We start from the raw sequence: 14,139 nt of genomic DNA, 5'->3' as shown, positions 1-14,139 counted from the left end.
ATATAAGCCGCAATATTACCTGCGAACCGAAATCGGTTCTTGACAATTCGTCTTCTTTACTGAAATTATTTAATAACAATTTATTAAAATTTAAATTTTTTATACAAGAGATTCTAGCGAAAGGATCTGCAACAGGCTATCCGTCATGATGAAAAAAATCGAAGAACTGTTTGCGCATAACAAACAGTGGTCCGAATCTGTAAATGAAAAAGATCCGGAGTTTTTCAAAGAGTTAGCACAGGCTCAAAAGCCCCGTTTTCTCTGGATCGGCTGCTCTGACAGCCGTGTTCCTGCCGAAAAACTGATCGACGCCGCACCGGGCGATCTGTTTGTGCACCGTAATGTGGCCAACCTTGTCATCCATACCGACCTGAACTGCCTGTCAGTTATCCAGTATGCCGTGGATGTGCTCCAGGTTGAACATATTATCGTCTGCGGTCACTACAACTGCGGCGGTATCCAGGCGGCCATTGAGGGTACTGAGCTGGGGCTTATCAATAACTGGTTACTGCATATCCGCGATATCTGGTATCAGCACAGCTCCCTGCTGGGCGAACTCGCACCACAGGATCGCATCAACCGCCTGTGTGAGCTGAACGTGGTGGAGCAGGTCTATAACCTGGGTCACTCGACGATTATGCAGGCAGCGTGGAAACGCGGCCAGCGTGTGATGATCCACGGCTGGATCTACGGGATTAACAACGGTCTGCTGCATGATCTGGATATCAGCTCTGACAGCCGCGAGAAAATGGAACTGGTTTACCGCCAGGCCGTCGCCAAACTCTCGAACATGCCGTCGTCCTGATCACTGCAAAAGCAAACGGCACCCGCAGGTGCCGTTTTTATATTCACAACCGGAAAAATTACTCTTCCAGCAGTGTCACATGACCGATATACGGCAGGTGGCGGTAGCTCTGGGCGTAGTCGATGCCGTAACCCACCACAAATTTGTCTTCAATCGCGTAGCCGACCCAGTTAACCGGAACATCCACCTCACGGCGGGACGGTTTATCCAGCAGAGTACAGATTGCCACGGAGTTCGGGCCGCGCAGAGACAGAATGTCACGCACGCGGTGTAATGTATTGCCGGAATCAATGATATCTTCCACGATCAGCACGTCTTTGCCGCGGATATCTTCGTCCAGGTCTTTGACAATTTTCACATCACGGGTGGACGAGGTGCCGCTGCCGTAACTGGATACCGTCATAAAATCGACTTCATGAGGAACATCAATTTTACGGCACAGGTCAGCCATAAAAATAAAAGATCCTTTCAGTAACCCGACTAAGACCAGCTCTTTGTTGCTGTGACGATAGTGTGCGGAAATTTCGCTGCCGAGATCGGCAACGCGCTGCTGGATCTCAGCTTCGGAGATCATTGTATCTAAGGTGTGTTTCTTCATGATTTTTGTCGTCAACGGTACGCTGTTTCAGTGGTTCGGCATTAAACCCGGTTTAATACCGGTCAGAAAGCGCGTTAGTTTAGCATACCACGGACAGATAAACAGTATCCGCGCCATGACTGACGCGGATTGTCACCGGGTAATTTTATATTCAGGCCGTGACAGTAAAGCCCGTCATCATACCGGTATCTTCATGTTCCAGCAGGTGACAGTGCGCCATAAACGGATGCGCATTAGTGGCCGGATGGTCAAATTTCACCAGAACCTCACTGACATTGCCCTCTATCCTGACCATATCTTTCCAGCCCTGCCGGTGAGCCGCCGGTGTGCGTCCGCCCTCACTGAGAATACGGAAACGGGTGCCGTGGATATGGAACGGGTGCAGCATCATGTCACCGACGCCGGAGATAACCCAGCGCTCCGCCTGTCCCTGCTTCACATCAAATGCGCTTTCGGTCATTGAGAACGGAATACCGTTGATACTGTTGGCGTTCATCAGATCAACATCGCCGGAGCCGCAGTGACCGCCGCCACTGTGCATACCTCGGCTCATGCCTTTCATTCCGCCCATATGCCCGCCGCTCATATGGCCGCCGCCCATGTTGCCGTGCATGCCCATTCCGGCCATCGCCTGCGGGCCGTATTTATCGGTCAGCATCATCATGCCCTGCATATCAAGGCGCATATCCATCATCAGACGGAATTCACGTACCGGCAGGCGGGAGGTATCGATCAGAGCCGGCATCGCCGCCAGCACATCCGGCAGTTTGCCGCGTGCGGCATCGAGTGTCGGACGGATGGACAGCACCGGCAGCGCCTCATCAAACGGTGCCAGTGTCATTCCCATCTGACGTACCGGTAAGGTGACAATATCAAAGACTTTCCCGTCTGATGTATCCACCAGCACTTCAAAACGTTCTCCCGGCAGCATCGGCAGCTCCTGCACTTTTACCGGTTCGGCCAGCAGGCCGCCGTCACTGCCGATCACATACAGCGGACGCCCGTCACCGGCCGCCATCCGCAGACTGCGGGCATTACAGCCGTTGAGCAGACGCAGGCGCAGCCAGCCGCGCGGTGCCATATGCTGCGGGTAAACCGCGCCGTTGGTCAGCATGGTGTCGCCAAACCAGCCGACTGCGGCAGACATCACATCCAGCTGATAATCAATTTTACCGTCTGCGGTCAGGCGCTTATCCTGCAAGACCACCGGGATATCATCCGTTCCCCACTCACCCGGCAGGCCGGTTGATGCGGTATTATCATCTTCAATCAGCACCAGTCCGGCCAGTCCCATTGCGACCTGATGGCCGGTTTTGCCGTGGGTGTGCGGATGGAACCAGCAGGTGGCTTCCGGCTGATCCGGCGTGAAACTGACCGTACGGGTGCTGCCCGGGGCAATAATCGCCTGCGGACCGCCATCCTGTTCACCACTGATTTCCAGGCCGTGCCAGTGGACGGTTGTCGCTTCCGGCAATTTATTGACGATATCCACCGTTACCGGCTTACCACGCCGCAGTTTCAGCGCCGGGCCCAGCAGGTCACCGTTATATCCCCAGGTTTGGGTGGTTTTTCCCGGAATAAACACCATTTGCCCCTGCTGAATATTCAGGGTGATTTTTTGTGCATTATCCGCCGTTAACAGCGGCGGAATACCGAGTGCCGGACGTTCCTGCGCCGCAAAGGCAAACCGGCTCCATGCCGGCAGCATCGTGGCAGCACCTAAGAATGCGCTATATTTCAAAAAATCGCGTCGTTGCATGATATGCTTCCTTTATCATCAGTGGTGATATGCTATGACAAAATGATTGGGTTCTGTTATAGCGCAGGCTAAACCCTGCCCTAAGGGCAAGGTCAATGTATTACCTTTCCGGGAATAAGGTCTTTACATCACTTTAGTCAGCGGATGCAATCTGCGACAAAACTATTAAAATCTTCACATAAACTGACAGGCGATACCGGTAAACTACTCACTATGAAACTATTCTTTCACGCTTTATTCAGCTGTGTCCTGCTGCTTTCCCTGCCCGCGAAAGCGCTGACGCCGTCACAGGCTGAAGACCTCGCCGGACTGACTGCGGTTTTTATTTATCTGAAAAATGATTGTGGTTACGAAGATCTGCCGAATTCCCGTATCGAAAAAGCGATCTTACTGTTTGCCAAAAGTAACCGCTGGGATATGAGCAATTATGATACCCGGCAGATGGCGGCAATGAATAAAGAGAACTATTTCGACATCAAACAGATAAAGCTGCCGGAAAACTACAAATGCACCGCACTGGCACGTGATTCACTGCCGTTGCTTGCTTATGTGAAATAATTTCCCTGCAACCGAATCGGTTAAGCGGTAAAAAAACAGCCGGAGAGCGGATTTCTGTATGAATATCCTCGATTATCACCCGCTATATTGATATAACCTCTGTCAATAATTGATCCCTCTCTGCTGATAATACGCTGTCCGGACATGATAAAAATAGTGCTCATCGATGACCATATAGTTGTGCGATCCGGTTTCGCTCAGCTCCTGACACTGGAGCCGGATATCACTATCGCCGGACAATATGCCAGTGCTGCGGAAGCCTGGCCTGAACTGAGCCGTCCGGATATTGATGTGGTGATCATGGATATTTCCATGCCGGATGAAAACGGATTACAGCTGCTCGACCGCCTGCGGGAGCGCAAAACCACGTTCCGTACCATTATCCTCAGTATTTATGATACCCCCGCCTTTGTGCAGAGTGCGCTGGATGCCGGTGCCGGTGCGTATCTCACCAAACGCTGCGGCCCGGAAGAACTGGTGCAGGCGGTACGTTCCGTGCATCAGGGCGGCTGCTATCTGTGTGCGGATGCCATGCGCGCGCTGCGCCAGTCACCACCGGAAAACCGTGCGCTGGAAGAACTGACCCCGCGTGAGCGTGAGGTGTTTGATCTGCTGGTGGCCGGGATGAGTGTGCGGGCTATTGCGGATAAACTGGCGCTCAGTCATAAAACCGTCCATGTCCACCGCGCCAATGTGCTGGGCAAACTTCAGTGTGAAAGCACAATTGATCTGGTTCATTTTGCCCTGGCGCATCACCTGATCGCAGGACAATAAGCCATGAGGCGCGGCGCTCGTCTGCTGTTACAGTCGGTGTTTCTGCTGTTTACCTATTCACTGACCTGGATAGGTTTGTGGATCATCGGTTTTTATCTCAGTCAGAACAGTGTGCTGTCAGCTTTTTTCCTGCCGGAAGGCTTACGGCTGGCGCTGATGATCCTGCTGTGGCGGCGTTTCTGGCCGACCCTGTTACTGGCGGAGCTGCTGCTGAATATCTGGCTGGCGCAGGAGCAGTTACTGTCGCAGCCGGTGATCCTGTTGTCGCCGCTGCTGAGCCTTATCAGCGCCTTTATTATCCAGACCACCTGGTGGCGCTATACCCTTTACTGGCAGCGGCTGTTACTGCTGATCGCCGGTGTCGGTATCAACAGTCTGCTGCACACCCTGGTGTTCAGCCTGCTGACCCCGCTGAGTGTCAGCCAGATTTTCCTCACCACCCTCACCGGCGGTATTCTGCTGACCCCGTTCGTCTATCTGATCTATGAATACCTCCATGAACAGCATTTCCGCCTGATCCTGGATTACGGCACACCTGATCCGCAGCTGCGCACCTCATTACTGATGTGGTGTTTTCTGTTCTGCCTGGCCGGACTCAGTGCCCAGATCTTTTTTACCCCGGAAATTGAGCGCCTGCTGGTGCTGCTGGTCTTTATCCCCAATGTCTTTATGGCATACCGCTACGGCTGGCAGGGCGGTGTGCTCTCCGCTCTGCTCGGCAGTCTGATTATCACCTTTGCCCGCCAGTTTAACGGCGCATTTGCTGATTTACAGGAATTACAGATGTTTATGAGCACCCAGGCGCTGATTGGTATCGGCCTCGGGATTGCCATCAGCCGTCAGCAGCAGTTGTCACGTAATTTACAGCGCTACCGCGAACGGCTGGAGCAGGAGCTGCAGGCACGGCGGGATCTGATGCAGCAACTGGTACACACGGAAGAGGATGTCAAAAAAGCCATTGCCCGCGAGCTGCATGATGAAATCGGCCAGAACATCACCGCAATTCAGATCCAGTCGATGCTGGTCAGAAAAACCGCACCAGATCCGCAAAGCAGCCGTGCGGCAGCACAAATCAATGACCTGGCACAGAAAATTCACCAGTCCACCCGCCAGCTGCTGCGCGAACTGCGCCCGCCGGTACTCAGTGAAATGTCTCTCGAAAATGCACTGCGCCATCTGATCGCTGAATTTGCTTTCGGCGAGAACGGTATTCAGTGTGAGTTTCATTACGAACTGGAACAACAGCCGGAAAATGAAACGGTGCTGTTCACTCTGTACCGGCTGGTGCAGGAGTTGTTAAATAATATCAGTAAGCATGCCGGTGCCACCCATATCCTCATCATCCTGAAACAGCAACGTGACACGATACAGCTTCATGTCTCTGATAACGGCATCGGTATCCCGGAGAGCAAACGCCGCGGCGGCTTTGGTCTGCGCGGTATTGAGGAGCGGGTCCGCGCGCTCGGCGGTGACTGGACACTGACCACCGCCGGCGGAACCCGGATTATTGTTAACCTGCCCACATTTTCTGATGAAAATCACGAAAACTAAGACTTATTCCTAGTCATCTACTACCTTCTCTCATCCTTTTTGTTGACAGATTGATTACATTTGCAGCCAGAACGGAAAATAACATAATGGCCGGAAAACAGACCGAAACCATGGATAAAACCTATCAATTCTGGCGCAACAAACTGATGTTATCGATGATAATCGGTTACGCCACGTTTTATCTGACCCGGAAGAGCTTCAACTTTGTGATGCCGGTGATGCAGACCGAACTGCATCTCGATAAAAGTGATATCGGTCTGATAGCGACCGCGTTTTATCTGAGCTACGGCCTGTCAAAATTTGTATCGGGGATTTTCCATGATATCACCGGTTACCGCTGGTTTATGGGTGCCGGACTGTTTATGACCGGTGTGCTGAATATTGTGTTTGCCTGGTGCCTGTCATTCCCTGCTCTGCTGATTGTCTGGACACTGAACGGATTTTTTCAGGGCTGGGGCTGGCCGCCGTGTGCGCGCATTCTGACACACTGGTATTCACGCAACGAGCGCGGCTTCTGGTGGGGATTATGGAATATCTCCATCAACCTCAGCGGTATTACCCTGCCGCTGCTGACCGCCTGGCTGGCGACCCGTTACAGCTGGCAGACTGCCCTGATAGTCCCCGGTATTATCGGGATGGTCACCGGCCTGTGGCTGTGCGGCCGGTTGCACGGCACGCCGCAGGAGGAAGGATTACCGTCTGTCGGACAATGGCGGCATGACCCGTCAGAACTGCGTCAGGAGCAGTTATCCCCGCCGCTGCCGATGCGGGTGATCCTGAAAGAGACAATTTTATGTAACCGGATGATCTGGTTACTCGGTTTTTCCTACATTCTCGTTTATCTCATCCGGATGGCGATCAATGACTGGGGAAACCTGTGGTTATCCGAAACACACGGCAGCAATCTGCTCAGTGCCAACGCGACGCTGTCACTGTTTGAACTGGGTGGTTTGCTGGGTGCGGTCTGTGCAGGCTGGGGATCGGATATTTTATTCCGTGGTCAGCGCGCCCCGATGATTCTGCTGTTTTCCCTCGGCCTGTTTATTGCTGTCAGTGCCCTGTGGTTAATACCGATTCATCATTACGGACTGCTGGCAGTGTGTTTCTTCAGTACCGGCTTCTTTGTATTCGGGCCGCAAATGTTAATCGGACTGGCGGCGACAGAATATTGCCATAAAAAAGCCGCCGGTACGGTAACGGGTTACCTGGGTCTTTACGCCTACTTAGGGGCGGCAATGGCCGGGTGGCCGCTCGCGCAGGTCATGGCACATTACGGCTGGCAGGGCATGTTTACCCTGCTGACCAGTGCCGCGGCACTGACGGGATTACTGCTGATGCCGCTGCTGATAGCTAATGTCAGCAAGCGGGAACATCTGGCAGGCTCTGTTTCACTCTCCGGTGACAGAACCCTACAATAAGGAATAAACTTATAATGAAACTCAAGACTCTCTCTGCTCTCGCCGCTGCCGGTTTATCACTGGCCGCTGTTACCACATCCGCAAATGCCGCCGGTCGTCTGGTGGTTTACTGCAGTGCGACCAACGCCATGTGTGAAGCGGAAACACAGGCCTTCGCCAAAAAATATGATGTGAAAACCACGTTTGTCCGTAACGGTTCCGGCAGCACCCTGGCCAAAATCGAAGCGGAAAAACGCAACCCGCAGGCTGACGTCTGGTACGGCGGCACATTAGATCCGCATTCACAGGCGGGTGAGATGGATCTGCTGGAAGCGTACAAATCCCCGAATTTAGATCAGATCATGCCGCAGTTCCGTGATCCGGCCAAACGCAAAGGCAACTACTCTTCTGCGGTTTATGTCGGCATCTTAGGTTTCGGTGTGAACAAAGATCGTCTGAAAGAGAAAGGCCTGCCAATCCCGACCTGCTGGAAAGATCTGACCAAGCCGGAATACAAAGGCGAAATCCAGATTGCTGATCCGCAAAGCTCCGGAACTGCTTACACCGCGCTGGCGACATTTGACCAGCTGTGGGGCACCGATCAGGCATTCGATTACCTGAAAAAACTCAACAGCAATATCTCCCAGTACACCAAATCCGGTATCGCCCCGGCGCGTAACGCCGCCCGTGGTGAATCCGCTATCGGTATCGGCTTCCTGCACGACTATTCGCTGGAAGTGGAAAACGGCGCACCACTGGAGTTAATTTCCCCGTGTGAAGGCACCGGTTATGAAATCGGCGGTATCAGTATCCTGAAAAATGCCCGCAATATGGACAACGCCAAACTGTTCGTTGATTTCGTACTGTCCAAAGAAGCCCAGGAAATCAGCTGGAAAGAGGGTAAATCTTACCAGATCCTGACCAATACCACGGCTGAATCCTCGCCAATGTCACTGAAACTCTCTGATCTGAAACTGATCAACTACGATATGGATAAATACGGCGATGCAGATACCCGTAAGAATCTGATCAATAAGTGGGTCACCGAAGTCAAAATGAGTAAGTAATGTTGTCCGCCGCGCGGTGTCCTGCCGCGCGGCGTTATTTTAATTATAATTATTATATTGTTCTGACTCATTCGCCCGGATGAAAATGAGCAAGGGAGTGTCTTTATGTCTCAGACCCTGACTCTGTCTTCAAAACAGGGACGGGATTCCATCTTCTTATGGCTGCTGATCGCGTGGCTGGGCTTTGCCCTGCTGCCGTCCTGGAGCCTGGATTATGGTTTAACCGACTCCACACCAGATGAAATTTTTGCCGCTTACGGCTGGAGCGGGCTGAATGTCAGCTGGCTCTGGTATCTTCTGCCGTCAGTGCTGTTTTTCCGTTCGCTGACGCCGGCATCCCGCGACCAGCGGGGACGTCACTATACCGATATCGCTGTCGCTGTTCTGACGGCGGTAGTGGCGATTGTCAGCGCCGTATGGGAAGGAAAAGGCCTGGGCTATTCCGCTATCGTGCTGTTTATCTCACTCGGCATGATTATGACCCTCGCCCTTAAGCGCCTGGAATGGCTGGGCGGTGACCAGTTTGTTATCGGCTCGCTGATTGCGGTGGTCGGGCTGATTGCGCTGTTTATTGTGTTCCCGAGTGTCGCGATTTTTATCCCGATGTTCACCGACAATAACGGGGATTTTGCGCCGTTTGCGTTTGTATCGATTCTCACACAGTCCCATATTGTGCAGGTCATCTGGAACTCCGTGATGCTCTCGCTGGCAGTCGGTGCGGGCTGTACCTTCTTCGGATTGATTCTGGCGATTTATACCAGCCGTATCGCAAAACGCTCGGCGGTTATCGGCCGCGTGTTCTCCATTCTGCCGATTGTCACCCCGCCGTTTATTGTCGGCCTGGGTGTCACCCTGATGATGGGGCGTTCCGGTTATGTGACTGAATTCCTCGCCACCTATGCGGGGCTGGAAAACACTAACTGGCTGTACGGTTTCACCGGGATCTGGCTGGCACAGGTGCTCGCCTTTACACCGATGTCCTTTATGATCCTCGACGGTGCCATCAAAACCATTCACCCGTCGCTGGAAGAAGCGTCTTACACCCTGCGCGCCAACCGTTTTCAGACGTTCTTCAACGTCTTTATGCCGCTGCTGAAACCGGCGCTGGCTAACGCATTCCTGATCGTGATTGTGCAATCCCTGGCAGACTTCAGTAACCCGCTGGTACTCGGCGGTAACTTTGACGTGCTCGCCACCCAGATCTATTTCTATATCACCGGTTCCCAGCTCGATTATCAGGCCGCCAGTACCCTCGGCGCTTCCCTGCTGGTCTTCTCACTGCTGGTGTTCTGTGTGCAGTATATGTGGATCGGCAAACGCTCTTATGTCACGGTATCCGGTAAATCGTACCGCGGGGATGTCCAGCCGCTGCCTGCCGCGCTGGTCGCTTTTGTCACCACGTTCCTCGCTATCTGGGTCATCTTCAACCTGGTGCTGTATGGCAGTATTTTCTACGGCAGCTTTACCGTGAACTGGGGCGTGGATTACACCTTAACCCTGGATAACTTTATCAAGCTGTTCGGTCAGGGCATGAATGACGGCGCATGGCCTTCACTGATCGACACCCTGCTCTACGCCGGGATCGCCGCACCAATCACCGCAGTGCTCGGTCTGCTGATCGCCTACATTGTGGTGCGCCAGGAATTCCGCGGCAAAAAAACCATCGAATTTACCACGATGCTCTGCTTCGCAGTGCCGGGTACGGTGGCGGGTGTGTCTTACATCCTCGCCTTTAACGATTCCCCGTTCTATTTAACCGGGACGGCGGCAATCGTGATTATCTCCATGACGATGCGAAATGTGCCGGTCGGTATCCGCGCCGGTATCGCCGGTCTGGGACAAATCGACAAATCTCTCGACGAGGCGTCACTCAGCCTGCGGGCCGGTTCGATGCGGACGATTTTCCACATCCTGCTGCCGCTGCTGCGTCCGGCGATCCTGTCTGCGCTGATTTACAGCTTTGTCCGCGCCATCACCACGGTCAGTGCCATTGTGTTCCTCGTGACACCGGATACCCGTGTGGCCACCGCCTATATTCTGAACCGCGTGGAAGACGGCGAGTACGGTGTGGCGATTGCCTATGGCTCAATCCTGATCGTCGTGATGCTGGCGATTATTTTCCTGTTCGACTTTTTGATTGGCGAAGCCCGTGTTTCACGTTCCAAAGCCAAAAATGCACAGTAATCATGGAGTAACCGACATGACACAACAAAGTTTTGTTGAATTAAAAAATGTGACTAAACGCTTTGGCACCAATACGGTCATCGACGATTTAAGTCTTTCTATTCCGGCGGGCAGTATGGTCACTCTGCTCGGCCCGTCCGGCTGCGGGAAAACCACCGTGCTGCGTCTGGTGGCGGGACTGGAAAAACCGACCGAAGGTAAAATGTTTATCGATGGCGAAGATGTCACAGACCGTTCCATCCAGCAGCGTGATATCTGTATGGTGTTCCAGTCTTACGCGCTGTTCCCGCATATGTCCCTCGGTGATAACGTCGGCTACGGGCTGAAAATGCTGGGACGCCCGAAAGCTGAAATTAAAGAGCGCGTGGAAGAGGCGCTGGAACTGGTCGATCTGGCCGGGTTCGGCGATCGCTTTGTCGATCAGATCTCCGGCGGACAACAGCAGCGTGTCGCACTGGCACGTGCACTGATCCTCAAACCGAAAGTGCTGTTATTTGATGAACCGCTGAGTAACCTCGATGCCAACCTGCGCCGCAGCATGCGGGAGAAAATCCGTGAATTGCAGCAGCAGTTCAATATCACCTCCCTGTATGTGACCCACGATCAGAGCGAGGCCTTTGCGGTCTCGGATATGGTGCTGGTGATGAACAAAGGGAAAATCATGCAGCTGGGATCGCCGCAGGAGCTGTACCGTCAGCCTGCCTCGAAGTTTATGGCAAGCTTTATGGGGGACGCCAATATCTTCCCGGCCACTCTGACCGGTGATGCCGTTGAGATTTTCAGCTATCGCCTGCCGCGTCCGCCGCAGTTTGTCACGGAAAAAACCAATGTCACCGTGGGCGTACGCCCGGAAGCCATTACCCTCAGTTTACAGGGTGATGAGAGCCAGCGCTGTACTGTATCTCACGTGGCGTATATGGGGCCGCAGTATGAAGTGACCGTCGACTGGCACGGACAATCGATGCTGTTGCAGATTAACGCCACACAATTACAGCCGTCTGTCGGCGACAGTCTGTTCCTGCAAATCCACCCTTACGGTATGTTTATTCTGCCGGAAGAGCGGTAATTTTTCCCTGAATGCAAAACCGCCTCCGTGAAAAGAGGCGGTTTTTTTGTGCTGCTCACAATTGCACGGTCAATTATTTTTTATAGCGGTAACCGGCTGAGAAATTCTCACGCGCCTGTTCCTGAGCGGTATCAAAGAATGCCGCCACTTCCGCTGCGGTCTGTTCCGGCAGCTTTTTCGCCGCTTTCTGAATACGGTGCAATGCTTCTGTCGCATCGGAACGGATTTTGTCCGTATTCTGCTGTGTCAGCTGACCAAAACGTTTTTTCACATCCCCGTTGACGATAACAGTATCCACCCCGGACGCAGTGGTTTGCAGCACCACTGAGCCCGCAGGATAACTGGATGGCACAAACGCTTCTTTCTGGGAAACGATAATAATATCTGCTTTTTTACCTTTGCTGATGGAGCCGATTTCTTTCTCCATCCCCATCGCTTCCGCACTGCCGTGTGTTGCCCAGGTCAGCGCATCACGCACACTCAGGTCAATCTTAGTGGTGGTTTTGCCGGTGCGGTTTGCTTCCGCTTCATTATCCATACAACGCTGGAACTGAAGACCCAGACGCATCTGTGAGAACAGATCACCGGAGCCGACACACACAATATCGCTGCTCAGTCCGGGTTTAAAACCGTGGTCAATACTGGCGCGGAACGGCGGACGCCCCATCCCCATCTGCATTTCGGTTTCCGGTGCGATAGAAACTTTACCGCCGGTTTCTTTCAGGATCTTCCATTCACTGTTATCGAGAGAAGTACAATGGATATGGAGATGGCCGGGCTTAAGCAGATTATTGTGTTTCAGCTCATGTAACCCTTTAAGAAGAATAGATTTTTCTGCCGCCCCGGTATGGGACGCCACAAAAATCCCCAGTTCATTGGCCAGCTCAATCTCTTTCGCGGTATCAGCAAACGGAATCGTACCGAAATCACTCAGCAGAACCCCCATCTGGTTGAGGCTTTTATTACTGTGACCGTAATAGTGCTGATGGATATTTTTCATGACCTCCAGGCGCTGCTGATGGCTGCGGAAGCGGTTACTGCCTTTATAATCATACGCCTGCATACCATAGGCATAGATACTGCGGATACCGGAGGCGCGCAGGGATTCAATCGCTGCCGGTGCATGATCCGGTGAGTTAACACAGTCACAACAGTCAAGAATGGTCGTCACCCCGGCGTTCAGTGCCTCCACTGATCCCACCAGCGCCGCCATACGGATATCTTCCGGCTCCATAACCGAGCCGATACCGTAGAAAGTGGAACCCAGGAAACCGGCCAGTGACATATCTGCGGAGATCCCGCGCAGCAGTGACATCCAGGTGTGACGGTGACTGTCGATAATCCCCGGCAGAATAATCCCGCCGTCGGCATCAATCAGCTCCGCATCAACCCCGGCAAATTTGGACACCGGACCGACATCGACGATTTTATCACCGTCAACCAGCACTGCGCCGTCAGCAATATCACCGTATTTTTCATCCATAGTGATAAGATAGCCGTTATAAATCAGCTTATTACGCTTATCGGTTTTGATATAGCGTTTATTTTTATCATCAGCACCCGCCAGCACGGCATTACCACCCGCTAATGCAGAATGGCTGCCGAGTACACCTGCAGCCAGCCCCGCAGTACCAAGACCGGCATTTTTCAGGAAAGACCGTCTTGACGGATCCTGCGCTTTCTCTGTCATTGAATTATTGCTCCTCACACAGTTAACAGATACCCACAAAATGTACTACATAGTACACATTTAAAGTCTAACAAGACTGATTCGTATTAACCAGTACATATTGTGTGATTTTCTGTCCCGGCTGACACCGGACACAGTTTTTACCGTGCGCTTTTTTTATACTGACTGATATATTTTCTGTCTGAATATCAGGGAAGAAACAATAATGCGTCCGGCTTATTTGTTTGTCAGGGGACTGTCTGTACTGCTGCTGTGCGGGATGTTAAGCGGCTGCGGGGTATTTTATGGTGCCATGTGCGGCAGTATGGCCCTGTTTACGCCATCAGAATCAGTGACAAAAATCCCGCTGCCGGATGCGGTGGCCGGTCAGCCGTATGATCAGACTGCGGAAATCGCACGGAATACCGGGATGATCCCGTTTTATGTCAGTGATAAACCAGACTGGATGACGGTCACGCTGATGTCAGAAAATGAGGCCGGGGAATGGCTTCCGCTTGTCACCAAAGAGGAGTGGCAGACACGGGTGATGAAAGCCGGCCAGCGGCCGCTGATCGCCGCCCGTTTGCAGGGAATACCGCCTGAGCGCGGCAACGTCCGTATAAAGATCAAAGGTGCAGCTTACGGCACTATGTGCGGAAGTTCTGATCCGGTTTATTCCCTGCGGCTGACCGTGAAAAAAGCGGAGTAATG

12 protein-coding genes are annotated in these 14,139 nt (G+C 52.8%); 9 read left to right on the top strand and 3 right to left on the bottom strand.

Annotation, left to right across the window (positions count from 1 at the left end):
* Window positions 1-145 precede the first annotated feature (145 nt).
* A complete protein-coding gene (gene can / locus AAZR23_RS13085; protein WP_025154028.1) occupies window positions 146-805 on the top strand; it encodes a carbonate dehydratase in 660 nt (219 codons plus the stop codon).
* 58 nt (window positions 806-863) lie between these two features.
* Here can and hpt read toward each other — a convergent pair whose 3' ends face one another.
* Complete coding sequence (hpt, locus tag AAZR23_RS13080; protein ID WP_171819759.1) at window positions 864-1,403, bottom strand: hypoxanthine phosphoribosyltransferase; 540 nt, start codon at window positions 1,401-1,403, stop codon at window positions 864-866.
* Between the two features lie 151 nt (window positions 1,404-1,554).
* Complete coding sequence (cueO, locus tag AAZR23_RS13075; protein WP_218427525.1) at window positions 1,555-3,162, bottom strand: multicopper oxidase CueO; 1,608 nt, start codon at window positions 3,160-3,162, stop codon at window positions 1,555-1,557.
* 213 nt (window positions 3,163-3,375) lie between these two features.
* Here cueO and AAZR23_RS13070 point away from each other — a divergent pair, with 213 nt between their 5' ends.
* The 7 genes from AAZR23_RS13070 to fbpC all read left to right on the top strand — a co-directional run bounded on the left by AAZR23_RS13070 (window position 3,376) and on the right by fbpC (window position 11,759).
* Entirely contained in the window at window positions 3,376-3,720 is a 345-nt protein-coding gene (locus tag AAZR23_RS13070; protein ID WP_046895378.1) for a YacC family pilotin-like protein, read from the top strand.
* Between the two features lie 144 nt (window positions 3,721-3,864).
* The gene (locus AAZR23_RS13065; RefSeq protein WP_434693062.1) at window positions 3,865-4,494 is read left to right on the top strand and encodes a response regulator; all 630 of its coding nucleotides are present in this window, start codon (window positions 3,865-3,867) and stop codon (window positions 4,492-4,494) included.
* A 3-nt stretch (window positions 4,495-4,497) separates the two neighbouring features.
* Window positions 4,498-6,045 (top strand): MASE1 domain-containing sensor histidine kinase, encoded by a 1,548-nt coding sequence (locus AAZR23_RS13060; protein WP_107680569.1) that lies wholly within the window; start codon window positions 4,498-4,500, stop codon window positions 6,043-6,045.
* 53 nt (window positions 6,046-6,098) lie between these two features.
* Window positions 6,099-7,463, top strand: a complete 1,365-nt coding sequence (gene uhpC / locus AAZR23_RS13055; RefSeq protein ID WP_348770433.1) for an MFS transporter family glucose-6-phosphate receptor UhpC — start codon at window positions 6,099-6,101, stop codon at window positions 7,461-7,463.
* A 14-nt stretch (window positions 7,464-7,477) separates the two neighbouring features.
* On the top strand, window positions 7,478-8,509 hold the full coding sequence (locus tag AAZR23_RS13050) for an ABC transporter substrate-binding protein (RefSeq protein WP_046895382.1): 1,032 nt from the start codon (window positions 7,478-7,480) through the stop codon (window positions 8,507-8,509).
* A 105-nt stretch (window positions 8,510-8,614) separates the two neighbouring features.
* Window positions 8,615-10,693: an ABC transporter permease gene (locus AAZR23_RS13045; protein WP_434693059.1), complete on the top strand. Its 2,079-nt coding sequence runs from the start codon at window positions 8,615-8,617 to the stop codon at window positions 10,691-10,693.
* Window positions 10,694-10,709: 16 nt separating this feature from the next.
* Complete coding sequence (gene fbpC / locus AAZR23_RS13040) at window positions 10,710-11,759, top strand: ferric ABC transporter ATP-binding protein (protein ID WP_054424270.1); 1,050 nt, start codon at window positions 10,710-10,712, stop codon at window positions 11,757-11,759.
* A gap of 73 nt (window positions 11,760-11,832) precedes the next feature.
* Here the strand turns inward: fbpC and AAZR23_RS13035 are convergent, their stop codons facing one another.
* Window positions 11,833-13,449 carry an amidohydrolase family protein gene (locus AAZR23_RS13035; RefSeq protein ID WP_434693056.1) on the bottom strand — a complete coding sequence of 539 codons (1,617 nt, stop codon included), beginning with the start codon at window positions 13,447-13,449 and terminating at the stop codon, window positions 11,833-11,835.
* Window positions 13,450-13,654: 205 nt separating this feature from the next.
* Between AAZR23_RS13035 and AAZR23_RS13030 the strand changes: the two genes are divergently transcribed.
* On the top strand, window positions 13,655-14,137 hold the full coding sequence (locus AAZR23_RS13030) for a hypothetical protein (protein ID WP_434693054.1): 483 nt from the start codon (window positions 13,655-13,657) through the stop codon (window positions 14,135-14,137).
* Window positions 14,138-14,139 lie beyond the last annotated feature (2 nt).

Source organism: Morganella sp. Je.2.23, assembly GCF_051129855.1.
Taxonomy (GTDB): domain Bacteria; phylum Pseudomonadota; class Gammaproteobacteria; order Enterobacterales; family Enterobacteriaceae; genus Morganella; species Morganella sibonii.
This window is presented reverse-complemented; position numbering and strand designations above follow the sequence as displayed.